General features: G+C 69.9%; 24 protein-coding genes. 16 read left to right on the forward strand and 8 right to left on the reverse strand.

Features of this window, described 5'->3' with window-relative positions:
- Positions 1-65: 65 nt before the first annotated feature.
- Complete coding sequence (locus ACE3SG_RS01820) at positions 66-887, reverse strand: symmetrical bis(5'-nucleosyl)-tetraphosphatase (protein ID WP_374562219.1); 822 nt, start codon at positions 885-887, stop codon at positions 66-68.
- A gap of 128 nt (positions 888-1,015) precedes the next feature.
- On the opposite strand from ACE3SG_RS01820, the gene ACE3SG_RS01825 reads away from it, so the two are divergent.
- The 5 genes from ACE3SG_RS01825 (at position 1,016) to ACE3SG_RS01845 (ending at position 6,218) form a co-directional block, all read left to right on the forward strand.
- Positions 1,016-2,329 (forward strand): hemolysin family protein, encoded by a 1,314-nt coding sequence (locus tag ACE3SG_RS01825; RefSeq protein WP_374562220.1) that lies wholly within the window; start codon positions 1,016-1,018, stop codon positions 2,327-2,329.
- Positions 2,326-3,075, forward strand: a complete 750-nt coding sequence (locus ACE3SG_RS01830; RefSeq protein WP_374562221.1) for a SapC family protein — start codon at positions 2,326-2,328, stop codon at positions 3,073-3,075. The genes ACE3SG_RS01825 and ACE3SG_RS01830 overlap by 4 nt, the downstream gene beginning before the upstream one ends.
- Before the next feature lie 154 nt (positions 3,076-3,229).
- Positions 3,230-4,276, forward strand: a complete 1,047-nt coding sequence (locus ACE3SG_RS01835) for a TRAP transporter substrate-binding protein (protein WP_374562223.1) — start codon at positions 3,230-3,232, stop codon at positions 4,274-4,276.
- Positions 4,277-4,393: 117 nt separating this feature from the next.
- A complete protein-coding gene (locus tag ACE3SG_RS01840) occupies positions 4,394-4,876 on the forward strand; it encodes a TRAP transporter small permease (protein ID WP_374562225.1) in 483 nt (160 codons plus the stop codon).
- Positions 4,877-4,895: 19 nt separating this feature from the next.
- Complete coding sequence (locus tag ACE3SG_RS01845; RefSeq protein ID WP_374562226.1) at positions 4,896-6,218, forward strand: TRAP transporter large permease; 1,323 nt, start codon at positions 4,896-4,898, stop codon at positions 6,216-6,218.
- 57 nt (positions 6,219-6,275) lie between these two features.
- Here the strand turns inward: ACE3SG_RS01845 and ACE3SG_RS01850 are convergent, their stop codons facing one another.
- Positions 6,276-6,869: a lytic polysaccharide monooxygenase gene (locus tag ACE3SG_RS01850; RefSeq protein WP_374562227.1), complete on the reverse strand. Its 594-nt coding sequence runs from the start codon at positions 6,867-6,869 to the stop codon at positions 6,276-6,278.
- Between the two features lie 240 nt (positions 6,870-7,109).
- Positions 7,110-8,303: an NO-inducible flavohemoprotein gene (hmpA, locus tag ACE3SG_RS01855; RefSeq protein ID WP_374562229.1), complete on the reverse strand. Its 1,194-nt coding sequence runs from the start codon at positions 8,301-8,303 to the stop codon at positions 7,110-7,112.
- 108 nt (positions 8,304-8,411) lie between these two features.
- Between hmpA and norR the strand changes: the two genes are divergently transcribed.
- The 5 genes from norR to ACE3SG_RS01880 all read left to right on the forward strand — a co-directional run bounded on the left by norR (position 8,412) and on the right by ACE3SG_RS01880 (position 15,006).
- Complete coding sequence (norR, locus tag ACE3SG_RS01860; protein WP_374562231.1) at positions 8,412-10,025, forward strand: nitric oxide reductase transcriptional regulator NorR; 1,614 nt, start codon at positions 8,412-8,414, stop codon at positions 10,023-10,025.
- Positions 10,026-10,098: 73 nt separating this feature from the next.
- Positions 10,099-10,470 carry a TraR/DksA family transcriptional regulator gene (locus tag ACE3SG_RS01865; protein WP_374562232.1) on the forward strand — a complete coding sequence of 124 codons (372 nt, stop codon included), beginning with the start codon at positions 10,099-10,101 and terminating at the stop codon, positions 10,468-10,470.
- A gap of 13 nt (positions 10,471-10,483) precedes the next feature.
- Positions 10,484-11,311, forward strand: coding sequence for a formate/nitrite transporter family protein (locus ACE3SG_RS01870; protein ID WP_374562233.1), 828 nt, complete (start codon positions 10,484-10,486; stop codon positions 11,309-11,311).
- A 99-nt stretch (positions 11,312-11,410) separates the two neighbouring features.
- Positions 11,411-13,138 carry an AMP-binding protein gene (locus ACE3SG_RS01875; protein ID WP_374562234.1) on the forward strand — a complete coding sequence of 576 codons (1,728 nt, stop codon included), beginning with the start codon at positions 11,411-11,413 and terminating at the stop codon, positions 13,136-13,138.
- Positions 13,135-15,006, forward strand: a complete 1,872-nt coding sequence (locus tag ACE3SG_RS01880) for a PHA/PHB synthase family protein (RefSeq protein WP_374562235.1) — start codon at positions 13,135-13,137, stop codon at positions 15,004-15,006. The genes ACE3SG_RS01875 and ACE3SG_RS01880 overlap by 4 nt, the downstream gene beginning before the upstream one ends.
- Here the strand turns inward: ACE3SG_RS01880 and mgtA are convergent.
- Entirely contained in the window at positions 15,003-17,573 is a 2,571-nt protein-coding gene (mgtA, locus tag ACE3SG_RS01885; RefSeq protein ID WP_374562236.1) for a magnesium-translocating P-type ATPase, read from the reverse strand. The genes ACE3SG_RS01880 and mgtA overlap by 4 nt on opposite strands.
- Positions 17,574-17,721: 148 nt before the next feature.
- Between mgtA and ACE3SG_RS01890 the strand changes: the two genes are divergently transcribed.
- Positions 17,722-18,144, forward strand: a complete 423-nt coding sequence (locus ACE3SG_RS01890; RefSeq protein WP_374562237.1) for a universal stress protein — start codon at positions 17,722-17,724, stop codon at positions 18,142-18,144.
- A gap of 29 nt (positions 18,145-18,173) precedes the next feature.
- Here ACE3SG_RS01890 and ACE3SG_RS01895 read toward each other — a convergent pair whose 3' ends face one another.
- Both ACE3SG_RS01895 and ACE3SG_RS01900 read right to left on the reverse strand, forming a co-directional pair.
- A complete protein-coding gene (locus tag ACE3SG_RS01895) occupies positions 18,174-19,475 on the reverse strand; it encodes a wax ester/triacylglycerol synthase family O-acyltransferase (RefSeq protein ID WP_374562238.1) in 1,302 nt (433 codons plus the stop codon).
- A gap of 55 nt (positions 19,476-19,530) precedes the next feature.
- Positions 19,531-19,953: an Hsp20/alpha crystallin family protein gene (locus tag ACE3SG_RS01900; RefSeq protein WP_374562239.1), complete on the reverse strand. Its 423-nt coding sequence runs from the start codon at positions 19,951-19,953 to the stop codon at positions 19,531-19,533.
- Between the two features lie 242 nt (positions 19,954-20,195).
- Here ACE3SG_RS01900 and ACE3SG_RS01905 point away from each other — a divergent pair, with 242 nt between their 5' ends.
- The 5 genes from ACE3SG_RS01905 to ACE3SG_RS01925 all read left to right on the forward strand — a co-directional run bounded on the left by ACE3SG_RS01905 (position 20,196) and on the right by ACE3SG_RS01925 (position 23,860).
- Positions 20,196-20,705 (forward strand): CBS domain-containing protein, encoded by a 510-nt coding sequence (locus tag ACE3SG_RS01905; protein WP_374562240.1) that lies wholly within the window; start codon positions 20,196-20,198, stop codon positions 20,703-20,705.
- 7 nt (positions 20,706-20,712) lie between these two features.
- Positions 20,713-21,678 carry a YgcG family protein gene (locus ACE3SG_RS01910; protein ID WP_374562241.1) on the forward strand — a complete coding sequence of 322 codons (966 nt, stop codon included), beginning with the start codon at positions 20,713-20,715 and terminating at the stop codon, positions 21,676-21,678.
- Positions 21,678-22,178, forward strand: a complete 501-nt coding sequence (locus ACE3SG_RS01915) for a TPM domain-containing protein (RefSeq protein ID WP_374562242.1) — start codon at positions 21,678-21,680, stop codon at positions 22,176-22,178. The genes ACE3SG_RS01910 and ACE3SG_RS01915 overlap by 1 nt, the downstream gene beginning before the upstream one ends.
- Positions 22,179-22,481: 303 nt before the next feature.
- Positions 22,482-22,970, forward strand: coding sequence for a hypothetical protein (locus ACE3SG_RS01920; protein ID WP_374562243.1), 489 nt, complete (start codon positions 22,482-22,484; stop codon positions 22,968-22,970).
- Between the two features lie 143 nt (positions 22,971-23,113).
- On the forward strand, positions 23,114-23,860 hold the full coding sequence (locus ACE3SG_RS01925; protein ID WP_374562244.1) for a hypothetical protein: 747 nt from the start codon (positions 23,114-23,116) through the stop codon (positions 23,858-23,860).
- A 68-nt stretch (positions 23,861-23,928) separates the two neighbouring features.
- Here ACE3SG_RS01925 and ACE3SG_RS01930 read toward each other — a convergent pair whose 3' ends face one another.
- Positions 23,929-24,258 carry a hypothetical protein gene (locus ACE3SG_RS01930; RefSeq protein ID WP_374562245.1) on the reverse strand — a complete coding sequence of 110 codons (330 nt, stop codon included), beginning with the start codon at positions 24,256-24,258 and terminating at the stop codon, positions 23,929-23,931.
- Entirely contained in the window at positions 24,203-25,594 is a 1,392-nt protein-coding gene (locus ACE3SG_RS01935; protein ID WP_374562247.1) for a hypothetical protein, read from the reverse strand. Before ACE3SG_RS01935 ends, ACE3SG_RS01930 begins: the two co-directional genes overlap by 56 nt.
- Between the last annotated feature and the right edge of the window lie 42 nt (positions 25,595-25,636).

Here is a 25,636-nt window from a genome sequence, read left to right on the forward strand (position 1 = left end):
CAGCGATCCCTCACCCTGACGGCACCAGCCGCCCCGGCCGCCGGCGCCCCCTGCGCCTTTGCTGGCTAAAACGGTGCCTGCGCCTGCGAACAGGCCACCTGGATCACCTCGCGCCGGCCACCATCGATCCGCGCGGCGGTGAGCTGGCCACCCCAGACGCAGCCGGTGTCCAGCGCCAGCAGGTCGGGCCGGTTGATCAGCCCCAGCGTCGACCAATGGCCGAACGCGATCGGCTCGCCGGCGCTGGCGCGCCCGGGGTGCTCGAACCAGGGTTTGAAGCCGGGCGGGGCGGTGTCGGCGCCTTCCTTGCTGTCGAACTCTAGCGTGCCGTCGGCGCTGCAAAAGCGGATGCGGGTCAGCGCATTGACGATGAAGCGCAGGCGGTCGACGCCGGCCAGCGCCTCGTCCCAGCGTGCCGGCTGGTTGCCATACATCTGCGGCAGAAACTCGCGCAGCGCCGGGCCGCGCAGCATCGTCTCCACTTCGCCGGCCAAGGCCAGCGTGCGCGCGGTGTTCCACTGCGGCACCACGCCGGCATGCACCAGCAGCCAGCCTTCGGCGTGGTCGGCCAGCCGGCCTTGGCACAGCCAATCGAGCAGCGCTTCGCGGTGCGGGTGGTCGAGAATCTGGATCAGCGTGTCGCGCTTGTGCGGCGGGCGTACGCCAGCGGCCACCGCCAGCAGATGCAGGTCGTGGTTGCCCAGCAGGTAGCCGGCGCTGGCGCCGAACCCTTGCAGGCGCTGCAGCACCGCGAGCGAGCCGGGGCCGCGGTTGACCAGGTCGCCCAGCACGTGCAGGCCGTCGCGCGAAGGCGAGAAATCGATCTCGGCGAGCAGGCGTTCGAAGGCGTCGCAGCAGCCTTGCAGGTCGCCGATCAGGTAGTGCATCTGGTGTCTTGTCCCGGAAATGGCCGCCGTCGCGACGCGCCGCGGTGGGGATGATCACCCGATTCTGCTACGCTCTCGCCCCATTTCTTCCCCTCCCCGCGGCGCGATTCCTGCTTCGCCCGCCCCTCATGGACCTTGCTCTACTCGTTTTCCTGATCCTCCTCAACGGCCTGTTCGCCATGTCCGAGATGGCCTTGTCGGCCAGCCGGAAAGCGCGGCTGCAAGTCATGGTGGAAGCGGGGGAATCCGGCGCGCAGGCGGCGATCGATCTGCACGACAACCCGACCAAGTTCCTGTCGACGGTGCAGATCGGCATCACGTCGATCAGCGTACTGAACGGCATCGTCGGTGATGCGGCGTTCTCGGGCCCGTTGTCGGCCTGGCTGCTGTCGTACCTGCCGTTGTCGCAGCGCGCGGCCGACGTCACCGCCACCGCGCTGGTGGTGCTGATCATCACGGTGCTGTCGATCATCTTCGGCGAGCTGGTGCCCAAGCGCCTGGGCCAGATGTACCCCGAGACGGTGGCGCGCCTGGTGGCGCCGCCGATGGAGTGGCTGTCGCTCGCCACGCGCCCGCTGGTGGCCGTGCTGGCCGCCTGCACCGAAGGCATCCTGCGCCTGATGGGGGTGCGCGGCGGCCCGGCCCGCAGCGTGACCGAAGAGGAAATCGCCGCCAGCCTCGAAGAGGGCCTGGACGCCGGCGTGATCGAGGCGCAGGAGCACCAGATGGTGCGCAACGTGTTTCGGCTCGACGACCGGCAGATCGGCTCGATGATGATCCCGCGCGCCGAGATCCGCTGGCTCGATGCCAACGCGTCGATCGACGACGTGCTGAGCGTCATCGCCGACGAAGAGCATTCGCGCTACCCGGTCTGCCGCGGCGGGCTGGACGATGTCATCGGTGTGGTCAGCGCCCACCGCCTGCTCAAGCCGCTGGCCGCGGGCCGCGTGGCCTTGCTGGGTGACCACCTGGAGGCGCCGGTATTCGTGCCGGAGACGCTGTCGGGCATGGAGCTGCTCGAGCATTTCCGCAACTCGGGCGCGCAACTTGTCTTCGTGGTCGACGAGTACGGTGCGGTGCAGGGTGTGATCACCGTGCGCGACGTGCTGGAGGCGATCACCGGCGAGTTCGGCAGCCAGGCCGAAGAGGGCTCGTGGGCCGTGCAGCGGCCCGACGGCAGCTGGCTGATCGACGGCCTGATCCCGGTGCCCGAGTTGAAGGACCGGCTCGAATTGAAGGAATTGCCCGAGGAAGACCGCGGGCGCTACAACACCCTGGCAGGCATGATCATGCTGTTGCTGGGCCGGCTGCCCCACACCACCGACCAGGTGGAGTGGGGGGGCTGGCGGTTTGAGGTGGTGGACCTCGATGGCAAACGGGTCGACAAGGTGCTGGCAAGTCGTCAGCCGGGGCCTGTACACGAATCTGGAGAATTGAAGTGATCAACCCCGAGCTGCACAAGAAGCCGGTCGCGCTGGACCGCGTCGCGCATCGGAACCTGAAGATCCGCCGCGAGATGAGCGCGCTGGACGCGACCGCGGGCTTGAATGCCTTCTTCATCACCGCGGCCGAATTCGCCGACGCGTGCAAGGAATACCCGATCCTGTTCCTGCGCGCCGGCAAGGACGAGCAAGGCAAGGACCTGTGCGCCCCGGTGACCGTGTTCGGCCTGCTCAAGGGCGAGAACCTGGTCTACCGCCACGGCCGCTGGAACGCGCGCTACGTGCCGGCTCTGCTGCGCTCGTACCCGTTCGCGATGGCGCCCACGCCCGACAAGCAGTTCGTCGTCTGCTTCGACGAGACCAGCCCAGTCTTCTCGCAGACCGAAGGCCAGGCCCTGTTCGACGAGAAGGGCGAGCCCACGCCTTACCTGGAAGAAGTGCGCCAGTTCGTCGAGAAGATCGAGATCGAGGTCGACCGCACGCGCCTGGCCGGCCGCAAGATGATGGAGATGAACCTGCTGCAGGACAAGCGTTTCGACGCCACCCTGCCGGACGGCACGCCGCTGTCGATCGACGGCTTCATGGCGGTCGACGAAGACCGCCTGAAGAACCTCAGCGACGCCGAAGTGCTGGAGCTGCAACGCACCGGCCTGCTGGCGCTGCTGCACTTCCACATGGCCTCGATGAGCAACATCAGCCGCCTGCTCGAGATCCACGTCGAGAAGCGCGCGGGCGAAAAGCAGTAACCCGCCAAGCCGCGCTTTCGCGGCGCCGGGCGGCACATGCCCGCCCGGCATAGCAGCTATCGTCTGCTGCCCCATGGAATGGGGTGTTCCCCGCTAGGGTGCCGCCGCAGCGCGACGTAAGCTGCCGCGGCAGTGACCCCCTGGAGGCGCCCCGATGAAGACGACGAAACACCCCTTGGCCTGGCTGGCCGCCCTGGCTGGCAGCGCGTTGCTGGCGGCCCCCGCCGCCGCGCAAGAGGTGACGCTGAAGTTCCACCACATCTGGAACCCGCAGGCGATGGCCTCGGTGAACCTGATCCAGCCCTGGTGCGACAAGATCGCCAAGGAATCGGGCGGCAAGATGAAGTGCCAGATCCTGCCGGCGATGTCCGGCGGCGGCACCCCGCCGCAGCTGGTCGACCGCGTCAAGGACGGTGTCGACGACCTGATCATCACGCTGCCCGGCTACACCGCCGGCCGCTTTCCGGCGATGGAGGTGTTCGAGCTGCCGTTCATGTGCAACTCGGCCGAGGCCGGCGCGCACGCGGCCTGGGACTACCTGCAGAAATACGCGCTGAAGGAATTCCCCGGCACCAAGATCCTCGCGACCTGGGTCCACGACGAAGGCTACATCCACACCCGCGACAAGCAGGTCAAGACGATGGCCGACTTCAAGGGCCTGAAGATGCGCGCACCGACGCGGCAGACCAACAAGCTGCTCGCCGCGCTCGGCGCCTCGCCGGTCGGCATGCCGCTGCCGGCCATCCCCGACGCGGTGAGCAAGGGCACGATCGACGGCTTTCTGCTGCCGTGGGAGGTGATGCCGTCGCTGAAGCTGCAGGAGCTGGTCAAGTACGACAGCGAGACCGACCCGGCGCGCCCGGCGCTGTACAGCGCGGTCTTCATCTTCGCGATGAACCAGGCCAAGTACGACAGCCTGTCGCCCGAGCTGAAGAAGGTCATCGACGACAACTCGGGCGGCGACTTCTCGCAGTCGATCGGCAAGATCTGGGACAACAGCCAGGCCGCCGGCCGCAAGGCGGCGATCGACCACGGCAACACGCTGTACACCATCCCCGCCGCCGAGCTGGACAACTGGGTCCGGGCCGCCGCGCCGCTGTACATCGGCTGGGTCGCCGAGGTGCAGGGCAAGGGCATGCCGGCCAAGGAAATGCTGCAGGACGCGAAAGACCTGCTGGCCAAGTACAAGGTGGCGAAGTGACGGCCCCCAACAGGCCTGCGGCCTGGCCCCCCCAAGGGGGAGCAGTCACCTTGGGAGCGGCCCTGCGGTGACCATGATGGTGCCTAGCAGCCCTGCGGGCGCGGGCCTGCGTTGACCGTGCGCGCGCTGCGTCAGCTGTCGCTGGGCTTCGCGGTGGCGGGCGGCGGCGTGGCCTGCGTCGTGGCGGCGATGACGGTCACCTCGATCGTGATGCGTGCGCTGCTGTCACGCCCGATCGCTGGCGATGTCGAGCTGACGCAGCTGGGCATCGCGTTGTCGATCTCGCTGTGCCTGCCGTGGGCGCAGCTGCACGGCGCGAACATCATCGTCGACTTCTTCACCCAGACCTTGGCCGAGCGCACCAACCGCCGGCTCGATGCGCTGGGCGCGCTGTTGCTGGCCGCGATGTGTGCGCTTCTGTCGTGGCGCACCAGCGTCGGTGCGATCGCGGTGCGCGAGGCGGGCGAGACCTCGATGATCCTGGACCTGCCGATGTGGTGGGTCTACGCCTCGCTCGCGCCGGGTCTGGCCTTGAGTGCGCTGATCGCGCTGGTGCAGGCCTGGCGCTGCTGGCGCGGTGGTGCACTCATCGAGAGTTAGAGACAACCGACGAGGGACAATGGACCCGCTGTGGATTGGCCTGCTGATGTTCGCGGGCATGTTGGCGCTGATGGCGCTGCGGGTGCCCATCGCCGCGGCGATGTTCATCCCGGGCGCTTTGGGCTACTGGGCGATGACCAATGACCAGGCGCTGCTGAACCAGCTCAAGGGCACGGCGGTTGCGCGGCTGACGGTGTACGACCTGTCGGTGATCCCGTTGTTCCTGTTGATGGGCCAGTTCGCGACGCAGGGCGGCTTGTCGCGCTCGCTGTTCCAGGCCGCTGCGGCGTTCGTCGGCCACATCCGCGGTGGGCTGGCGATGGCCGCGGTGTTGAGCGCGGCGGCCTTCGGCGCGGTCTGCGGCTCGTCGGTCGCCACGTCGGCCACGATCACGCAGGTGGCCTACCCCGAGATGAAAGCCCACGGCTACAGCGGCCGGCTGGCCACGGCCACGCTGGCTTCGGGCGGCACGCTGGGCATCCTGATCCCGCCGTCGGTGCCGCTGGTCGTCTACGCGATCCTGACCGAGCAGAACATCGCCAAGCTGTTCGCCGCGGCGATGGTGCCGGGCATCCTTGCGATGCTGGGCTACCTGGTCGTGATCGCGCTGGTCTGCCGTTGGCGGCCTGCGCTGGCCACCCCGAGCGAGCCGGTGCCCTGGCCGCAGCGCTGGCGCGCGTTGGCGGGCGTGTGGCCGATCGTCGCGATCTTCCTGCTCGTGTTCGGCGGCATCTATGGCGGCTTGTTCTCGCCCACCGAAGGGGCGGCGGTCGGTGCGCTGGGCACCTTCGTCGCCGCCGTCGCGCGGCGCGAGCTGGACCGGGCCGGCATCGTGCGCAGCTTCCTGGGCACCGCCGAAACCTCGGCGATGGTGTTCATGATCTTTCTCGGCGCCGACATGATGAACGCGTCGCTGGCGCTGACCGCGATGCCGCGCCTGCTGGCCGATTGGGTGGCCCACCTGCAGGTCGCGCCGCTGGCCATCGTCGGCGTGGTGATGGTGTTCTACGTGCTGCTCGGCTGCGTGATGGACGAGCTGTCGATGATGCTGCTGACGATCCCCGTGCTCTTCCCGGCCATCATGGGGCTGGAGCTGTGGGGCCTGAACCCGGAGATGAAGGCGATCTGGTTCGGCATCCTGGTGCTGATGACGGTGGGCATCGGCATGACGGCGCCGCCGGTCGGGCTGAACGTCTACGTCGTCAACAGCGTCGCGAAAGACGTGCCGATGAGCGAGACCTACAAGGGCGTGTTCCCGTTCCTTGCGACCGACGTGATCCGCACGCTGGCGATGCTGTTCTTCCCCGGCCTGTGCCTGGGGCTGGTGCGGCTGCTCTTTTGAGCTTGGGGCCCGGGGCCGGCCCATCGTGCCGGCCCCGGGCTCACACCCACTGGGCCGTTACTCGGTGGCCGCTTCGGTGGTCGTCGGGAACTTCACGTCGACGACGTTGTAGAAGCTGTTCGCCGTGTCACCGATCTCCCAGACGCCCAGGATGATCTGGTAGCCCTTGCGCGCCGGCACGGTACAGGTGTGGGTCACCGTCATCGGCGGCTGCTTCATGCCACCGTCAACGGTGCAGAAGGGCGTGCTCTCGAACGACGCGCGGGTCAGCTTCTGGGCCGGGTTCCAGCCCGCCTTGGTGATGTAGTAGCGCCAGTTGCGCGTCACGTGGTTGGCGGTGAAGTTCCAGGTGAAGGTGTTGGTGCCGGCTTTGATCTTGCGCTTGGCCCAGCGGGCCTTGGTCTGCACGTCCAGTTCGGCGAACGAGTCGTGGCCGGCGCTGGCGATGTGCTGGTCGGCCGGGCCGCTGGCCGGCCAGCCCGACGGGGCTTCCAGGCTTTGCGGCTCCCATTGGATGGCGCCGCAGTTGGTGTTGACGCCCAGCTTGCACTGGTAGCCGCGGGATTCGGGGGCGCTGATGTAGCCGTGGGCAGCGGCCGACAACGGCAGCGCGGCGGCCAGGCCCAGCAAGGCGATGCGGGACAGGTTCATGGGAAAGCTCCTTCCTGTTGATTGGCGCCGCGATTGTGGAAACCGTTTTATTGGTGTGCAAGAGGTCTTCTATTGGTTCGTCTCTGGTATTTGAAAGCGGACGTTTCTCGCATGTCGGTGACAGCGCTTTCCAGCGGCAAACGAGCAGTTCGGTGAACGCGCGATGAACGCGCCGCGGCCGCGGCAGTGGTGCCGCGGCCTGGGGGCGCCTGTGACCCGGCCGAGGTGTGAAGGGGCCGATCAGGCCGCGGCCTTCAGATCCTCCAACGGCCCGAAGAACTCGTAGCGCAGGCGGTCCGGCGCCACGCCCAGCGCCAGGCCGCTGCCGTAGACCGACTGCATGAACGGCTTGGGGCCGAGGAAGTACAGGTCGACGTCGCGGTCGGCCGGCAGGTGGTCGGCCAGCAGGTCGGTGGTGACCACGCCGGTCGCGTGCGGCGTGTCGCCGGGCCGCGGCTGGTCGTAGATGTAGAGCACCTCGACGTTGGCGTGCGCCGCGGCCAGCTCGTCGACGCGGTGGCGGAAGGCGTGCAGGCCACCGTGGCGCGCCGCATGGATGAAGCGGATCGGCCGGCCGGTGGGCGCCGCGGCTTCGAGCATGCTGATCGCCGGCGTGATGCCGACGCCGCCGGTCACCAGCAGCAGCGGGCGCTGCGTGTCGGCGGTCGGTGCCAGCACGAAGTCGCCGCAGGGCGGCAGCACGCGCAGCTCGGTGCCAACCGTGGCATGGTCGTGCAGCCAGTTGGACACGCGGCCGTTGGCCTCGCGCTTGACGCTGATCCGGTACCAGGGCTTGCCCGGTGCGTCGGACAACGAATAGTTGCGGCGCAGCGGCTGGCCGTCGATGCTCAGCAGCAGCGTCAGGTACTGGCCAGGCGCAAAGGCCAGCAGCGGCCCCTGGTCGACGGGCTCGAGGTAGAACGACGTGATCAGCTCGCTTTCGGCCACGCGGCGGGCAATGCGGAACACGCGTTCACCACGCCAGCCGCCGTCGCGCGCGGCGTTGTCGGCGTAGACCTGCTCTTCGGCCGCGATCAACAGGTCGGCCAGTGCCTGGTAGGCCTCGCCCCAGGCCGCGATGATCTCGTCGGTGGCGGCGTCGCCGAGCACCTCTTTGATCGCCTGCAGCAGGCAGCGGCCGACGATCGGGTAGTGCTCGGGCAGCACGCCCAGGGCCGCGTGCTTCTGGATGATGCGCGGCAGCGCGCCGGCGATCTCGTCGAGCCGGTCGATGTGGGCGGCATAGGCCAGCACCGCACCGGCCAACGCGCGGGCCTGCGTGCCGCTGGCCTGGTGGGCCTCGTTGAAGAAGCCCTTGACCTCGGGGTGGTGCTCGAACATCAGGCGGTAGAAGTGCTGCGTGATGGCCTCGCCTTGCAGTTGCAGCACGGGCACCGTGGCTTGGATGAGCGAGATCGTCTGGGTCGAAAACATGGGGTGGGTGGGGTGGTTGCGAATGCCTGCAACCACTCACGAACCATGCCAGGCGCCAAGTCCTTGTCGCTGCGAGGAAAAGCCTCGCTGTTGTCCAATTGACCAGCCATGTTCGATGTCATCGAGACCACACCTGTTGTCGACAACACCACGTCCCGGTCGCTCCCGCCGTTGACCGAGGCCGGGCACTACCAGCGGCTGTTGGCCGCCGCGAAAGACCTCACCCGTTGCGACGCGGTCGCGCTGTTGCGGCTCGATGCGGGCGTGCTGACGCCGGTGGCCGTCGACGGCCTCAGCGACGAGGCCCTGGGGCGGCGCTTTCCGGTGTCGGCGCACCCGCGGCTGGCCCGCCTGCTCGACAGCCCGGCCGGCCTGCGTTTCGCGCCCGATTGCGGCCTGCCCGACCCCTATGACGGCCTCATCGCCGGCCAGCCCGCGATCTTCGCGGTGCATGACTGCATGGGCGCGCCGCTGCGGGTCGGCGGTCGCCTGTGGGGTTTGCTGACGCTCGACGCGCTGCAACCCCATGCGTTCGACGGCATTCGCCCGGCGCAGACCGAGGCGCTGGTGCGGCTGGTCGAGTCCGGTATCGAGGCGATCGAGACCATTCGCGCGATGGAAGCGCGCGCGGTGCGTGAGCACGCGGTGGCCCAGGCGTGGCAACAGTCGGCGCAGGCCACGGCGCGCGAGCTGCTGGGCACCAGCGCTGCGATGCAGGCGCTGAAGCGCGAGATCGATACCGTGGCCCCGTCCGACCTGACGGTGCTGGTGCTGGGCGAGACCGGCGTCGGCAAGGACCTGGTCGCGCAGCGCCTGCATGCGCGCTCGCTGCGCCGCGAGCAGCCGCTGGTCCAGGTCAACTGCGCGGCCTTGCCCGAAACGCTGGCCGACAGCGAACTGTTCGGCCACAAGAAGGGCGCCTTCACCGGCGCGGTGCAAGACCGGGCCGGCAAGTTCGAGCTGGCCGACGGCGGCACGCTGTTCCTCGACGAGGTTGGCGAGTTGCCGCTGGCGATCCAGGCCAAGTTGCTGCGTGTGCTGCAAAGCGGCGAGATCCAGCGCCCGGGCAGCGACCGGGTGCGGCGGGTCGACGTGCGCATCGTCGCGGCCACCAACCGCGATCTGCGTTCGGCGATTGCACAAGGGCGTTTTCGTGCCGACCTCTACCACCGCCTCGCGGTGTACCCGCTGGTCGTGCCGCCGTTGCGCGAGCGTGGCCGCGACGTGTTGACGCTGGCCGGCGGCTTTCTCGAAGAGAACCAGCACCGGCTCGGCGCGCGCAACCTGCGGCTGACGCCGGCGGCCAAGGCCGCGCTGGTCGCCCACGGCTGGCCGGGCAATGTGCGTGAGCTCGAGCATGTGCTCAGCCGCGCCGCCCTGCGGGCCTTCAACGAGCAAGGCCGCAGCGTGCGCTGGGTGGCGATCGAGCCGCGCCATCTCGGTCTGGCAGCCGCCTTGCCGGCGCTCGAGTTGCCAGCGTCGGCCCATGGCGCGCCCGAGCCGTTCATCCCCACCGCCCCAGCGGCGGCGACCAGCCGCGACGGCCAGACGCTGCGCGAGGCAACCGACGACTTCCAGCGGCGCTGGGTCACCGACGCGCTGGCGCGCCACGCCGGGCACCTCAGCCGTGCGGCGCACGAAGCCGGCATGGACCGCAGCAACTTCCACCGCCTGCTGCGCCGGCTGGGCCTGGGCGGCGTGGGGCCGCGCCGCCCCGGTTGACGAGGATCAATCCACCCCGGGCCTGCCGGCAGAAGAATGGGCCGATCAACACGGCCAACAGGGGCAGCCCACCATGAACGTCGACACCCAGACCCACCTGACCAAGCTGCGCGACCTGCTGACCTACCGGCTGCACGATCTGGAAAGCGAAGTCCACGCCGACGAACTGGCGCGCCGGCCAGGCACCGAGCACGAGGTGCTCGACAAGAAGGACGAGGCCGACCGCCGCACGCAAGACGAGGTGCTCGACGCTGAAGAGCGCCGCGATTTCGAAGAGTTGCAGCAGGTGCGCAGCGCGATGGAGCGCCTGGACGCCGGCACCTACGGCGACTGTGCGGACTGCGGCGAGCCGATCGCCTTGCAGCGCCTGCTGGTCGAGCCGGCGGCGCTGCGTTGCGCGGCCTGCCAGTCGGCATTCGAGCGGGCCGGGTCTCGCCCGCGCTGAACGCGGGGCGCCCTTGCCGCGCGACAACGCGTTCGACGCTTACTCGCCGCGCGAGATCGCCGGGCGGGTGAAGGAGTTCTGCGTCGTCAAGGCGCAGATCCCATTGCTGTCGCTGTCGATGCTGGGCATGCTGGCCGGCGCGTTCATCGGGCTCGGTGCGCTGATGTTCACGCTGGTCGCCAGCGACGCGGGCCTGGGCTTCGCAGCGTCGCGGCTGCTTGGCGGCTTGGGCTTCTCGCTTGGGCTGGTGCTGGTGACGGTGGCCGGCGCCGAGCTGTTCACCGGCAACAACCTGCTCGCGATGGGCTGGGCCGACGGCTGCGTCAGCACGCGGCAGGTGCTGCGCAACTGGGTCGTCGTCTGCAGCGCCAACTTCATCGGTGCCGCCGGCTTGGCCGTGCTGGTCTGGCTGTCGGGGCACGCCGGCCTCAACGAGGGTGCGGTGGGCCGCGCGGCGGTGCGCATCGCGATGGCCAAGGCCCAGTTGCCGATGGCCGAAGCGTTCTTTCGCGGCGTGCTGTGCAACGTGCTGGTCTGCATGGCGGTGTGGATGGCGCTCAGCGGACGCAGCGTCACCGACAAGGTGCTGACGATCGTGTTCCCGATCACCGCGTTCGTTGCGGCCGGCTTCGAACACTCGATCGCCAACATGTATTTCTTCCCGCTCGCGATGCTGCTGGGTGCGCCGATCGGCGCTGCCGACATGGCGCGCAACCTGGTGCCGGTCATCGCCGGCAACCTGGCCGGCGGCAGCGTGCTGGTGGCGCTCGTCTACTACGTGATCTACATCCGCGTCGGCCACCAGGTGAGCGGCCTGCCGCCGGCAGGCCTGGGCGAATAGCACGGCGGCCAGACCAGGCTCGCTGCTTGCGCTGGCGCAACGCGCTGCCGGCCGGGCGGCCTAGAGTGACCCGATGAGACAACCAGGAGGCACACCATCATGAACATGCCTGTTGATGCGGCGACACCGGAAAGAGTCTGGCTCGCCTCCTACCCGCCCGGCGTGCCGGCGGATGTGGACTGGCGCGCGACGCCGTCGCTCAAACACCTGGTCGAGCGAAGCTGCGCCCGGTTTGCCGACCGGACGGCGTTCACCAGCCTGGGCGTGTCGCTGACCTACGACGAGTTCGACCAGCACAGCCGCCACTTCGGCGCCTGGCTGCAGCAGCTGGGGCTCGCCAAGGGCGAGCGCGTCGCGGTGATGCTGCCCAACACGCTGCAGCACCCGATCGCCGTGACCGGGGCTCTGCGCGCGGGCATGACGGTCGTCAACGTGAACCCGCTGTACACCGCGGCAGAGTTGCACCACCAGCTGCTGGACGCCGGCATTGTGGTCATCGTCGTGCTCGAGAACTTCGCCCACACCGTCGAGCAGGCGATGCAGGGCACGCCGCTGCGGCATGTCGTCGTCACGCAGATCGGCGACCTGTTCCCGGCGCCCAAGCGCTGGCTGGTGAACTTCGTCGTGCGGCGTGGCAAGCATGCGGTGCCGCCGTTCCACATCGATGGCGTGCTGGAGTTCGATGCCGCGCTGCGGCTGGGCGAAGAGCACCCGCTGACCGATGTCGACGTCGGGCCCGACGATGTCGCCTTCATCCAGTACACCGGCGGTACCACCGGGCGGCCCAAGGGCGCGACGCTGACGCACGGCAACCTGGTGGCCAACGTCGAGCAGGTGATCGCCTGGGCCGGCAGCGTGCTCAAGGACGGCGAAGAGGTGGTGATCACCGCGCTGCCGCTGTACCACGTGTTCGCGTTGACGGCCAACCTGTTGGTGTTCCTGCGGCTGGGTGGGCACAACGTGTTGATCCCCGACCCGCGCGACATGAAGCGCTTCATCGCGGTGCTCAAGCGCACGCCGTTCACCGTGATCACCGGCGTCAACACCTTGTTCAACGCGCTGATGAACGCCCCCGGCTTCGACACCGTGGCCGAGCACAGCCGCGGCCGGGTGAAGCTGGCGGTGGCCGGTGGCATGGCGCTGCAGCCCGCGGTGTCGCAGCGCTGGCAGCAGGCCCTGGGCCGGCCGCTGATCGAGGGCTACGGGCTGTCCGAGACCTCGCCCATCGTCTGCGCCAACCGCGTCGACGCCGACGGTTGCAGCGGCAAGCTGGGCCTGCCGGTTTCGTCGACCGAGGTCGCGATCCTGGACGACAGCGGCAAGCCGATGCCGATCGGCGAAACCGGCGAGATCGGCGTGCGTGGCCCGCAGGTGATGCGCGGCTACTGGAACCGGCCCGAAGAAACCGCCCAGGTGATCACGCCCGACGGCTGGCTGCGCACCGGCGACATCGGCCGCATGGGGCCGGACGGCTACGTGCTGTTCGTCGACCGCAAGAAGGACATCATCGTCGTCTCCGGCATGAAGGCCTTTCCGCAGGAGATCGACGACGCGGTGCGGCAGCTGCCGGGCATCGAGGACGCGGCGGCCGTCGGCGTGCCCGACGAGCGCAGCGGCGAGGCGGTGATGCTGTTCGTCGTGCGGCGCGACCCGGCGCTGACCGAGCAGGCGGTGCGCCAGCACTGCGAGCAGAACCTGACGCCGTACAAGCGACCGCGCCGCATCGAGTTCCGCAACGAGCTGCCGCGCACGGCGATCGGCAAGGTGCTGCGGCGCCAGCTGCGGGACGAAGCGCTGCGCGCCGCCCAGACCAAGGAGGCCGCATGAGCAAGCACCGGGTCGACGCGGTCGAGCTCGCCGCCCCCGCGGCGCCGGCCCGCCCGCCCGCCAGCCTGCCCGAGGCCGCGCCCGGCGTGCCGCACCGCGGCGCCGAGCCGGCCACCCTGGCCGACGACGTTGCCGTGCCGGACATCCCGCCCGGCGAGCCGACCGAGGGCTTCGACCGCTGGCTGCATGCGCAGCTCGGGCGCAGCACCGCGGGCGTGTCGCCGGCCGCGCTGGTGCTGGCCTACACCGACTGGCTCGCGCACCTGGCGCTGTCGCCGGCCAAGCAGGCCGAGCTGGTGCACAAGGTCTGGCGCAAGGCCTATCGCATGGCGACCTACCTGCCGCACGCGATGCAGGGCGACGCACCGCCTTGCATCGAGCCGCTGCCGCAGGACCGCCGCTTCTCGCACCCGGCCTGGCGCACCTGGCCGTTCAACGTGATGTCGCAGTCGTTCCTGCTGACGCAGCAGTGGTGGCACAACGCGACCACCGAGGTGCGCGGCGTGTCGGCCCACCATGAAGACGTGGTGACCTTCATCACCCGCCAGCTGCTGGACATCGTCTCGCCGAGCAACTTCGTGCCGACCAACCCCGAGCTGCTGCGCCGCACCGCCGAGTCGCTGGGCCAGAACCTGGTCAAGGGCAGCCTGAACTGGCGCGACGACTGGGACCGCCTGCACGCGGGCCGCCCGCCGGCCGGCGTCGAGGCCTTCCGCGTCGGCCAGGAGGTGGCGATCACGCCCGGCAAGGTGGTGATGCGCAACGCGCTGGTCGAGCTGATCCAGTACACGCCGACGACGCCCAAGGTCCACCCCGAGCCGGTCTTCATCCTGCCGGCGTGGATCATGAAGTACTACGTGCTCGACCTGCGGCCGCAGAACTCGTTGATCAAGTACCTGGTCGACCAGGGCCACACGGTCTTCTGCGTGTCGTGGAAGAACCCGGGCCAGGCCGAGCGCGACTACGGCATGGACGACTACCTGCGCATGGGGCTGTTCGAAGCGCTCGACACCATCGGCGCAGTCGTGCCGAACCGCAAGGTGCACGCGGTGGGCTACTGCCTGGGCGGCACGCTGCTGTCGATCGGCGCCGCCGCGATGGCGCGCGACAACGACGACCGGCTGGCCACGATGACGCTGCTGGCCGCGCAGACCGATTTCAGCGAGCCGGGCGAGATCGCGCTGTTCATCGACGACAGCGAGGTCACCTTCCTCGAAGACATCATGTTCGACCGCGGCTACCTGTCGCAAGGCCAGATGGCCGGTGCCTTCCAGCTTTTGCGCTCGAACGACCTGATCTGGTCGCGCGCGGTGCACGAGTACCTGATGGGCGAGCGCGCGCCGATGACCGACCTGATGGCCTGGAACACCGACGCGACGCGCATGCCCTACCGCATGCATTCGCAGTACCTGCACGGGCTGTTCCTGCGCAACGACCTGGCGGCGGCGCGTTTTCGCGTGGCCGGCAAGCCGGTGGCGCTGGGCGACATCCACGTGCCGCTGTTCTGCCTCGGCACCGAGACCGACCACGTGGCGCCGTGGCGCTCGGTCTACAAGCTGCACCTGCTGACCGACGCCGAGATCACCTTCGCGCTGACCACCGGTGGCCACAACGCCGGTGTCGTCGGCCCGCCCGGCCACCCGAACCGCAGCTACCGCGTGCGGGTGCGCGAGACCGACGGCAAGTACGTCGATCCGAACGTCTACCTGGTCCAGGCCGACCGCAAGGCCGGCTCGTGGTGGCCCGAATGGCAGGGCTGGCTGGCCCGCCACTCCGGCCGGCCGCGCACGCCGCCGGCGATGGGCGCGGTGGAGCAGGGCATCGTGCCGCTGGACGATGCGCCGGGGCGCTATGTGCTGATGCGTTAGCTCGTCACGGGGCTGCCGGTCGGCTGGGCGATCCAGCGGTAGAAGGCGTGCTTGGCCAGCTCGGCCACCGCCAGGTAGCCCAGCGTCAGCGCCATCAGCAGCCCAAGCACCTCGGCCGGCAGCGGCACCAGGCCGAACACGCGGCCCCACGGCAGAAAAGGCAGTGCCAGCGCCACGCCGACGGCGGCCACACTGGCCGCCGCCAGCCACGGCGAGGGGCGGTCGCGCCAGCAGGCGCGGGTGGTGCGGATCACGAAGATGACGAACACCTGCGTGGCCATCGATTCGACGAACCACGCGGTCTGGAACACCTCGGCCGGCGTCTGCAGCACCCAGTACAACAGCGCGAACGCGGCCAGGTCGAAGGCCGAGCTCAGCGGGCCGAAGCACAGCATGAAGTTGTGCACGAACGGCGTGTCCCAGCGGCGCGGCGCCAGCAGGTCGGCGTCGTCGACGCGGTCGGTCGGGATCGCCAGCTCCGACACGTCGTAGAGAAAGTTGTTGAGCAGGATCTGCACCGGCCGCATCGGCAGGAAGGGCAGGAACAGCGCCGCCGCGGCCATGCTGACCATGTTGCCGAAGTTCGAGCTGGTGGCCATCAGCACGTACTTGTTGACGTTGATCAGCGTGCGTCGGCCCTCGCGCACGCCGTCGCGCAGCACACCGAGGTCGTGCTGCAGCAGCACCAGGTCGGCCGCCTGCTTGGCCACGTCGACGGCGGCGTCGACCGAGATGCCGACATCGGCCGAATGCAGCGGTGGCGCGTCGTTGATGCCGTCGCCCAGGTAACCCACCACGTGGCCACGCGCCTGCAGCGCCAGCACGATGCGGTTCTTCTGCTCGGGCGTCACGCGGCAGAACAGGTTGGCCCGCTCGGCGGCGGCGCGCAGGCTGGCGTCGTCCATCGCGGCGATCTGGGTGCCGGTGAGCACGCCGACGATCGGGATCTGCAGCACCGCGCACAGGTGCCGGGTGACCGATTCGTTGTCGCCGGTGACGATCTTCACCGCAATGCCGTGCTCGGCCAGCGAGCGCAGCGCGGCCGATGTCGACAGCTTGGGCGGGTCGGCAAAGGCCACCAGCCCGGCGAAGGCGAAATCATGCTCGTCGGCGGCCGACACATCGCCGCAGCTGCTGTCGATGCGGCGGGTGGCCACGGCCAGCAGCCGCAGCCCCTGCTCGCCATGCTCGACCAGGCTGCGGGCGATGCGCTCGCGCGTGGCGCCGTCCAGCGGCTGCGGGCCACCCGGTGTGTCGACCCAGGTGCTCAGGCGAAGAATGTCCTCGGGTGCGCCCTTGGCGATCAGCAGCCGCTGGTCGTCGCGCTCGAGCAGCACCGACACGCGGCGGCGCTCGAAATCGAACGGCACCTCGTCGAGCTTGCGCCAGGTCGATGCCTCGAGGCCCGGCTGGGCCAGGATCGCGTCGTCCAGCGGCGACTTCAGGCCGGTCTCGAAATGGCTGTTCAGCCACGCCAGCTCGACCACCTGCGGCGCGTCCTGGCCCTCGGCGTCGAAGACCCGCTCGACCCGCAGCTGCGCCTCGGTCAGGGTGCCGGTCTTGTCGGTGCACAGCACATCCATCGCACCCAGGTCTTGCACGGCGGCGAGCCGCTTGACGATCACATGGCCACGCGCCATGCGCACCGCGCCGCGGGCCAGCGTGACCGACACGATCATCGGCAGCAGCTCGGGCGTCAGCCCCACCGCCAGCGCCACCGCGAACAGAAACGACTCGAGCAGCGGCCGCTGGTACAGCGTGTTGATCAGCAGCACGAACAGCACCAGCGCCAGCGTGGCGCGGGTCAGCATCAGGCCGAAACGGCGCGTGCCGCGCTCGAACGCCGTCGGCGGCGGCTCGGAGGCCAGCGTGCGGGCGATGCGGCCGATCTCGGTCTGGCGGCCGGTGGCGCACACCAGCAGGCGCGCCGAGCCGCTGATCACGCTGCTGCCCGAGAAGACCGCGTGGGCGCATGACAGGGCGTCGCGCTCGTCGCTGCCCGGCTCGAGCGGCCGCTTCTCGACCGGATAGGCCTCGCCGGTCAGCGCCGCCTGGTTGACGAAGAAGTCGTTGGCGGCCAGCACCCGACCGTCGGCGGCGATCAGGTCGCCGGCAGACAGCTCGACCACGTCGCCCGCCACCAGGCCCTGCGCCGGCAGCTCCACCACCTGGCCGTCGCGCCAGGCCCGCGCACGCAGCGCCACCGAATGCCGCAGCGCCTCGACCGCGCGGCCGGCGCGGTGCTCTTGCACCATGTCGAGCACGATGCTCATGACCACCATCGCCGCGATGACCACGAAGCTGATCGCATCGCCGGTGAACGCCGAGATCAGCGAGGCGGCCAGCAGCACCAGCACCAGCGGGTTGGCCAGGCGCGACAGAAAGGCCTTGAGCGTGCCAGGGCCGGTGGCGGCCTGCAAGGTGTTCGGGCCCTGGCGCCGCAGGCGTGCGGCGGCTTGGCGCTGGGTCAGGCCCTGCAGGCCCGAGCGCAGCGCGTGCAGCGCTGTCGCCTGGCTTTGGCGCCACCAGGCTGGCGCGTTCTTCGTCGCCGTCGCCGCATCCCGCATGTCGATCCCTTCGGGCCATGGAAAGGCCAATGCGCTCACCGGCGCCGGCCCATCGTAGGCAGGTGGTGCGCCGGCCGGTTGACATCCGTCAACCAGCCTGGGGGCCGCCCGCCGCACGATCGAGGCTCCACGTACCTGCGGAGGCCCCATGAAGATTCTCTTGCCCGTCGATGGCAGCGACTACACCAAGCGCATGCTGAGCTACATCGCCGCGCACGACGAACTGGTCGGCGGCGGTCACGAGTTCATCGTCTTCACCGCCGTGACGCCGGTGCCGACCTACGCGGCGCGTTTTCTCGACCACGGGGTGCTGGACGCCTACTACCGCGAGCAGGCGCACAGCGTGCTCGGGCCGGTGCAGAAGTTCTGCGAGCAAAACGGCTGGAACGTGCGCGTGTCGCACACCACCGGCCATGCGGTGCAGGCCATCGCTGCCGTTGCGGCCGAAGAAAAGCCCGACCTGATCGTGATGGGCACGCACGGCCACACCGCCTTCGGCAACGTGCTGCTGGGTTCGGTCGCCAGCGGCGTGCTGGCACGCTGCCATCTGCCGGTGCTGCTGGTGCCCTGAGCACCGGGCGGGCCCCGGCGGCGCGCGCGTCAGCGTGCGGCGTCGCCGCGCGGCTGCGCGGGGTGGGCCATGGCCGCGACCTCGCGGTTGAACGCCTGGGTGATGGCCTGCGGGTCGGGCACCAGCCGGGCATCGGCGATCACGGTCAGCGTGGCCATGCCTTGGTAGCTCATGATGCTGGCGCCCATGCCGATCTGCTGGCCCGGGTGCGGGACGCAGAACATCAGCCGCTCGACCGGCACGCCGGCAAGCCGGATGCCCTCGCGCGGGCCGATCACGTTGGTCAGCACGAGGCTGGCCTTGCTGCCGAAGATGCTGCAGGCGATGTCCTCCAGCGCCTTCGGCCCGCGGCCGAACAGGTCGAGCAGCAACTGCATTGCCGGCGCCTCGGCCGACACCTTCAGCGCGTCCATGCCGGCCTTCGTTCGCGCCAGGCGCTCGCCGGGCGTGGCCGCTGACACCGGCAGGTCGAGGATGACCAGGCCGAACTCGTTGCCGAGCTCGCCCAGGCGGTCGAGCGGGCGAAGGTCCATCGGCACCATCGCGCGCAGCGTGGTGTCCGTGGGGTCCACCCCGCGGTGGCGCAGGTAGCTGCGCAACGCACCGCTGACGGCGGCCACCAGCACGTCGTTGACCTTGGCGCCGGTCGGTGCGCCGATCGCCTTGACGGTGTCGATCGGCACAGGCGCCGACCACGCGACGCTCTTGCGGATGCCGAACTCGCCCTTGATCGGCGAGGCGGGGTCGGGCCACTTGACGAGGTCCGACAGCACAGCGCCGGCCTCGCCGGCCAGCCGCAGCGCCGCGTCGACCACCGTCGGCGCCGAGGGGACGCTCGCCCTGGCGGGCGGCCGCAATGCGCGGTGCGGCATGTCGAACAGCCGCGCGGCGACGGCCATCATCGCGGTGCCGTCGCCGATGCAGTGGTGGTAGCGCAGCACCAGCGCGCTGCCGCTGCCCACGTTGTCGACCACGTAGGCCTGCCACAGCGGCAGGCGGTGGTCGAGCGGCAGGCTGGCCAGGCCCTCGACGACGGTGCGCAGCGTCGCCTCGTCGCCCGGCGCCGGCAAGGCGATGTGGCGCAGGTGGGCATCGAGGTCGAGGTCGGGCACGTCTTGCCACACCGGCGTTGCCAGCGCCGTGCCCTGCACGACCACGCGCTGGCGGAAGCGGTCGAAGCGCAGCAGCCGGCGCTGAAATTCGCGCCGCACGCGGCCGAAGTCCAGCGGCTGCGCGGTGATCGCCACGCCGGTCACGATCGCCGGGTTGGCCGGCCCGTCCATGTGGTACCAGGCGGTGTCCACCGGGCTCATCGGGTGGGTGGTGCTCATCGGATGAACCCTGCGGTTGCCATGGGGGTGTCGACGAAAGGCCGGCGCTTGGGTGTCACTCGATCGCGATCGACCGCGCGGCGGCGCTGGCGCGCTTGGGCAGCGTCAGCTTCAGCACGCCGTCTTCGAGCTTGGCGACCACCGCCTTCTCGTCGATCTCGCTGGCCAGCGAAAAGCCGCGCGACGCGCTGCCGTAGTAGGTTTCGCGCAGCAGCACGCGACCGCCGTCGGACTTGTCTTCCTTCTCCTTGCGCACCTCTGCGCTGATCGAGACGAAGTTGCGGTCGACGGTGACGCGGATGTCGTCTTTCTTCGCGCCCGGGATCTCGGCGCGGACCAGGTAGTCCTTGTCGTTCTCGGTCACGTCGATCTTGATCTCGCCGGGGGTCTCTTCGCTCCATTGCAGGGGCCGCCCGAAGCGGCGGAAGAGCTCGGGAAACATGTCGTCCAGACGTTCCAGTCGGGTCAGTGCACTCATGGTCTTGCTCCTGTGGGGTCGGTGGGCGCGCGTTGCGCCACTGGCGCCGTTCGCGCCGGTTGTGCCGTGTGGACCGAAGCGTTCTGCAAGTCCACCAGCAAAGTCTAGGAAGCCGCGCGAGCCGCACATTGCGTTTCGTCAAGCGATGGGCCCGGGCTGATCTTTGTCAAGGCTGGCGGTGGGGTGCTCACTAGAGTGGCGAGGCATCGGCGGCCCGCGGGTCGCCCACACAGGAGACCGCCATGAACATCGACCAGATTTGCAAGCGCCCCATCGTCTCGATCGACGCGACCGCCACCCTGCGCCAGGCCGCCACGCTGATGCGTGAGCAGCACGTGGGGGCGCTGGTGGTGCGGGCCACCGGCGGCGAGCGGCCGGTGGCGGTGGGCATCGTGACCGACCGCGACCTGGCGATCGAGGTGCTGGCGCGCGACCTGGCGCCGGCCGACGTCAGCGTCGCGTCGATCGCCAGCCGCAAGCTGCTGGCCGTGCGCGGCAGCGCCGGCGTGACCGAGGCGATCGCCGTGATGGCCGACCACGGCGTGCGGCGCCTGCTGGTGACCGACGACGAGGGCCAACTGACGGGCTTCGTCTCGGCCGACGACATTCTCGAAGCGCTGGCCAACGACCTGCACGGCCTGGCCGTTGCGTTGCGCGTGGGCATGGCGCGCGAAGGCGTCGAGCGGCCGGCCGTGCCGGTGCCGCATCCGCGGCCGGTGTTCCTGCCGCACGGCACGCCGGGAATGCTTTGAGCGTGCCGTGCGCCGCCTGCTCGTCGCCCGCCGTTCGGCGCCGGCCCTGACCCTGGCGCTGGCCCTGATGGGGGCTGGCTACAACACCCTGCAGGCCGCCGACGAGCAGACCCGGGCCCACGGGGCCGTCGAGCAGGCGACGCTGACCGGGGTGGTCCAGGCGCGCGCCCAGGCGGCTGCCCTCCAGGCCGCGCCGGAGCTGCCGGTGCCGCCGCTGGCCGGCCATGTGACCGACCAGGCGGGCGTGCTCGACGATGGGCAGAAGGCGCAGCTCGAGCAGACGCTGGCGGCCTTCGAGGCGCGCAAGGGCAGCCAGTTGGCGGTGCTGATCGTGCGCAGCACCGCGCCCGAGCCGATCGAGCAGTTTGCGTTGCGCGTGGCCGAGCAGTGGAAGCTCGGCCGGCGCCAAGTCGACGACGGCGCGATCCTCGTGGTGGCGAAAGACGATCGTGCGCTGCGCATCGAGGTGGGCTACGGCCTCGAAGGCGCGCTCAACGACGCGACCGCCCATCGCATCATCAGCGAGGTCATCGTGCCGCGCTTTCAGCAGCAGGACTTTGCCGGCGGCATCGAGGCCGGTGTCGACCGGATGATCCGCGTCGTCGATGGCGAGCCCTTGCCGGCGCCACCCCAGCGGGCCGCGGGCGAATCCGGCGACATCGGGTCGTACTTTCCGATGGTCTTCGCCGCGGCGATCGTGCTCGGCGGCGTGCTGCGCGCCATGCTGGGCCGATTGCCCGGCGCGCTGGCCACCGGCGGCGTGGTGGGCCTCGGCATGTTTCTTCTGGCCGGCGCGTGGTCGCTTGCGCTCGCCGCCGGCGTGATCGCCTTGCTGGTCAGCCTGTTCGGCGGCTGGGGCCTGCTCGGCATGGGGCGCGGGATGGGCGGCCGCTCGGGAGGCCGCTCGGGTGCCGGCGGCCTTCGCGGTGGCGGCGGTGGTTTCGGTGGCGGTGGCGCCTCGGGGCGGTGGTGATGGCGTTCGACCTGCCACGCATCGCGCGCCACCTGACCACACTGCGCGGGCGGGTTCGCCGCGCGTTCCCGCCCCAGACGCTGGCGGCGATCGAGCAGGCGGTCAAGGCGGGCGAGGCGACCCATGACGGCGAGATCCGTTTCGTGGTCGAAGGCGCGCTCGACGGGCTGCCGTTGCTGCGCGGCCAGTCGGCGCGTGAACGGGCGATCGAGGTCTTCTCGCAGTGGCGGGTGTGGGACACGGCGCGCAACAACGGCGTGCTCGTCTACGTGCTGCTGGCCGACCGCCGGATCGAGATCGTCGCCGACCGTGGCATCGACACCAGCGTCGGCCCCGGCGGCTGGGAGGCCATCTGCCACGACATGGAGTTGGCCTTCCGCCACGGTGATTACGAGCAAGGCGCCGTTGCCTGCGTGCACGCGGTGGCGCAACATCTGGCCACCAGCGCGGCGGGTGCCCGGCGCAGCAACGAGCTGCCCGATGCGCCAGCCTTCGTCTAGTGTCCTGTCCCGCAAATAACTGCCATTTGGATTCGGCCAGATGCTGATGATCGTGCCGTCGGGTGACGAGGCCGATACCGGGTGGTATCGGCCTTGGCGCACGGCCGCGCGAGGGCGGCATCTGGCCGAACTGCTGCGCAGCGGGCCGCAATGGGGTGCTCGCCGCGTTGCCAAGCCGGGCAGATACCACCCGGTATCTGCCCGGCTCGGCGCCTTGCGTTCATCCCCATTTCGGCCCGTCCAAATGTCAGTTATTTGCGGGACAGGACACTAGGGCCCTCATCCCTTTCCGGAGAAGCCTTCATGCAACCCTCATTGCGAAAGCTCGCCAGCCGGGCGGTTCAACTCGGTGTCTTCAGCCTGTGCCTGGCCGGCAGCGCACAGGCGGTGCAAGAGGGCAAGACGGCGCAGGGCCATGCCTACGTGTCCGGTGGGGTCTCGGAGAGTGAGCAGGTCTACCTGCACGCCCGGCGCGACGCCTTCAGCCTGTGGGTGGTCACCGCGGCGAAGAAGACGGGGGCCTTTCTGGTCGACGTGCGCGTCACGATCACCGATGCGCAGCAGCGGGTGGTGTTCGATGCGCCGCTGGACGGCCCGTGGCTGCTGATCGACCTGCCGCTGGGGCGCTACGACATCGAGGCGCGCCTGGGCGGCGCGACGCAACGCAACACCACCACGATTCACCCGGGTGATCACCACCAGGCGTTCTTCTACTTTCCGGTCGATGCCGAGGTGTCGCCCGAGCGCGGCCAGCCGCTGCCGGGCAGCCCGTACGACGGCAAGAAGCCGTAGCGCATGACGCCGCGCGCCGCGCGTGGTCACGCACCCGCGGCTGATTTCGATCAAGCTCGCCTCGCCTCGGGCGGGCTAGCTTCGGGCTGTGGGGCCGACCCCCGGTCCTCGACGGTCCACGACCACACCAGGAGATTCATCGCATGGCAACTTCCAGCGCATCGAAGGGCGGCAAGAAGGCCGCTGTCAAACGCAAGACCCCGGCCAAGGCGGCGCCCGCCAAGCGGGCCGCAGCCAAACAACCGGCGGTCAAGCGGCGCACCGCGCGCGCACCGTCGCTCGGCCATGCCGGCGATGCGATCAAGCACGGCGTGGCCGACACGCTCAAGCAGATGCGCACGATCGAGACCGAGATCGCGCAGCTGGCGCGGCGCACGGTCGGCGAGGCGCTGGCGGCCGCGGGTGGCGCGGCGAGGGAGCTGGCCGTCGTCGTGCGCGACGTGCTGGCCGGTGCGATCCAGGCCGCTGAATCGGCCGGCAGCGAGCTGAACGTCAGCATCAAGGGGGCCGCGCGCGGCGTGATCGCCGGTGTGCACGATGCGCGCGGCAATGTGTCGCGCGCCGCGTCGGAGATCGTCAAGGTGGCGATCAAGCAGGGCCATCGCGTGGGGGCCGAGATCGGCTCGGTGGCCCGCAGCGCGCTGGAGGGCATTGCCGAGGGCGTGGCCGAGGCTGGCGAGGGCGCCGCGGCGATTGCGAAGAGTTCGGCGCGTGATGCGCTGGCCACCGCACGCGACATCAGCAGCCTGGCCGCGCAGGCCGTCCAACAGGTGGTGCGCGGGATGGCCGAAGGCATCGACGAAGTGGTCAAGTCGCATCGCGCGGCCAAGGTGCCGGCGAAGCGGCGTGCGCCCGCGCGCAAGGCGGCGGTGGCGCGGCGCGCTGCCTGACCTGCCCGCATGGCGGCGCCGCGCCGAGCGGGCCGCCGCTGCTGGGCCCGGCCAACGGGCCGACGCCGCTACCCCGAGGCCTTGGCGCGCTGCATGAGGCGCCGGTCGACGGCCTCGTCGTCGAGCACGTTGACGGCGTCGCGCAGGGCCAGCACGTGTTCTGGCTCGGAGTCAGTGTCGGCGAGCTTTTGCGAATAGTCCCAGTACTGGGTGTGCGTGAACAGCCGCGCCAGGCCGACCCGCGCGAGCAGCCCGCCGCGCCTGATCTTGACCCGGACATCGACCACACCGGGCCCGAAGTTGGGCGAGTTCTCGATGTAGGACAGTGGGCCCGAGATCAGGTCACCGAACGGGAACGACCAGGGCCCGCTGGCGTCGTGGATGTTGGTCCAGCGCACGGCACCCATCGCCGAGCCGTGGTGCATCTGCCAGCGCGGGGGGGCCTTCGCCGGCCCGGTCGGCCACGCGGTAAGAGAAGCGGTACCGGCGCTCGTCTTCGTCGTTGTCGAGCAGTGGGCAATGCAGCACTTCGCGCAGGTTGATCTTGTTCTCGAGATCTTGCGCATGGCGGGCGATCAGCACGCTGGCGTGCGTCAGCGGGCTGCCGACGGTGACGAGGTCGGAGATGATCCAGCGCTTGTTCAGGCCCTGGCCTTGGGCCAGCACGCGCAGCAGCTTGCGCTGCGCCAGCCGGTAGGCCGCGAGCCTGTCGTCGAATGCCGGCAAGCGGACCTTGGGCCTGGGCGTGTAGCCCCGCCGGCGGTCGCCGAGGATGCCGCTGCTCGACTCTTTGGCGCCGGCTGCGACCAGCAGGTCGTAGCCCGCCCGCTCGCACGCCTGCACGGCCAGGTGCACGGGCGAGCCATCGGCGAAAGACTCTCTGGACAGCTCGTTCCAGGCCAGCCACACCAGGTCGTGTGCCAGCACCGAGCCAAGGCTGTGGCCCACCAGCACGATGCGGTCGTACTTGTAGTCCGGCGGGCCGGCCTCGCTCGACGCGTCGTTCGGGTACGTGGCGTTGGTGATCTCCGACAGCAGCTTCAGGCCCCGTTCGCGCGCCTCCTTGCGCACCCTGATGTTGTGCGGCGCGGCGCTCACGTAACGGGCCACGTCACCGAAGTAGGCCGTCGCCAGGCCCTTCACCAGGCCACCCGCGAGCAGGCTGCCGGTGGCCACCCAGGCCCAGTAAGGCCAGCTGAACAGGCCCCTCAGCCATGACGCATCGAGGCCCAAGGTCTCGAGGAACTTGGGCAGCGGCGAGGCGAGCCCGCTGACGAAGATCGAGGCCACGATCAGCCACAGCAGCACCCACAGCAGGCGCAGCCGAGGCGGCACCTCGCGCGGGCGGCGCCACAGCAAGCCGGTCAACCAGCGGCGAAAGTCGCCCCAGGTGGTGTCGACGGTCAGGTCGGCCCAGTGCAGCTCGAAGAAGTCGGCGCGCACACCGAGGTCGCCCGAGCCGGGGCTCGCCGGGTCTCGTGTGCCCCGGGTCGTGACGCGCCGCAGTTCCATCGAGCCCGACAGGTCGTCGGGCTCGGTCCATGCGTGGCAGGGGTCGAAGTTCTTCGAGCCCTCCAGCCCCTTGAACAGGCTGCGGTCTCGTTCCCACACGGTGTTGACGAAGCCGCGCAGTGTCTGCATCGGCTCTTGCTCGCCCATGCCGTGAATCACGACGACGGCGATGCGCGACCGGGGGCCGGACCGGCCGTCGTCCTGCACAGGAATGGTCCTCATGCCGTGGTCTCCCCCTGTCTCGTTCGGGTGTTGGGTTCGACC

Source organism: Ideonella sp. (assembly GCF_041914305.1).
Classification (GTDB): domain Bacteria; phylum Pseudomonadota; class Gammaproteobacteria; order Burkholderiales; family Burkholderiaceae_C; genus Ideonella.

What these genes read in the sequence shown, in the direction of transcription:
- ACE3SG_RS01925 (WP_374562244.1), top strand. Translation starts at nt 23,114, where the DNA reads ATGGCAACTTCCAGCGCATCGAAGGGCGGCAAGAAGGCCGCTGTCAAA.
- ACE3SG_RS01875 (WP_374562234.1), top strand. Translation starts at nt 11,411, where the DNA reads ATGAACATGCCTGTTGATGCGGCGACACCGGAAAGAGTCTGGCTCGCC.
- ACE3SG_RS01900 (WP_374562239.1), bottom strand. Translation starts at nt 19,953, where the DNA reads ATGAGTGCACTGACCCGACTGGAACGTCTGGACGACATGTTTCCCGAG.
- ACE3SG_RS01890 (WP_374562237.1), top strand. Translation starts at nt 17,722, where the DNA reads ATGAAGATTCTCTTGCCCGTCGATGGCAGCGACTACACCAAGCGCATG.
- ACE3SG_RS01835 (WP_374562223.1), top strand. Translation starts at nt 3,230, where the DNA reads ATGAAGACGACGAAACACCCCTTGGCCTGGCTGGCCGCCCTGGCTGGC.
- ACE3SG_RS01915 (WP_374562242.1), top strand. Translation starts at nt 21,678, where the DNA reads ATGGCGTTCGACCTGCCACGCATCGCGCGCCACCTGACCACACTGCGC.
- ACE3SG_RS01825 (WP_374562220.1), top strand. Translation starts at nt 1,016, where the DNA reads ATGGACCTTGCTCTACTCGTTTTCCTGATCCTCCTCAACGGCCTGTTC.
- ACE3SG_RS01820 (WP_374562219.1), bottom strand. Translation starts at nt 887, where the DNA reads ATGCACTACCTGATCGGCGACCTGCAAGGCTGCTGCGACGCCTTCGAA.
- ACE3SG_RS01920 (WP_374562243.1), top strand. Translation starts at nt 22,482, where the DNA reads ATGCAACCCTCATTGCGAAAGCTCGCCAGCCGGGCGGTTCAACTCGGT.
- ACE3SG_RS01935 (WP_374562247.1), bottom strand. Translation starts at nt 25,594, where the DNA reads ATGAGGACCATTCCTGTGCAGGACGACGGCCGGTCCGGCCCCCGGTCG.
- ACE3SG_RS01880 (WP_374562235.1), top strand. Translation starts at nt 13,135, where the DNA reads ATGAGCAAGCACCGGGTCGACGCGGTCGAGCTCGCCGCCCCCGCGGCG.
- ACE3SG_RS01865 (WP_374562232.1), top strand. Translation starts at nt 10,099, where the DNA reads ATGAACGTCGACACCCAGACCCACCTGACCAAGCTGCGCGACCTGCTG.
- mgtA (WP_374562236.1), bottom strand. Translation starts at nt 17,573, where the DNA reads ATGCGGGATGCGGCGACGGCGACGAAGAACGCGCCAGCCTGGTGGCGC.
- ACE3SG_RS01895 (WP_374562238.1), bottom strand. Translation starts at nt 19,475, where the DNA reads ATGAGCACCACCCACCCGATGAGCCCGGTGGACACCGCCTGGTACCAC.
- ACE3SG_RS01850 (WP_374562227.1), bottom strand. Translation starts at nt 6,869, where the DNA reads ATGAACCTGTCCCGCATCGCCTTGCTGGGCCTGGCCGCCGCGCTGCCG.
- ACE3SG_RS01845 (WP_374562226.1), top strand. Translation starts at nt 4,896, where the DNA reads ATGGACCCGCTGTGGATTGGCCTGCTGATGTTCGCGGGCATGTTGGCG.
- ACE3SG_RS01905 (WP_374562240.1), top strand. Translation starts at nt 20,196, where the DNA reads ATGAACATCGACCAGATTTGCAAGCGCCCCATCGTCTCGATCGACGCG.
- norR (WP_374562231.1), top strand. Translation starts at nt 8,412, where the DNA reads ATGTTCGATGTCATCGAGACCACACCTGTTGTCGACAACACCACGTCC.
- hmpA (WP_374562229.1), bottom strand. Translation starts at nt 8,303, where the DNA reads ATGTTTTCGACCCAGACGATCTCGCTCATCCAAGCCACGGTGCCCGTG.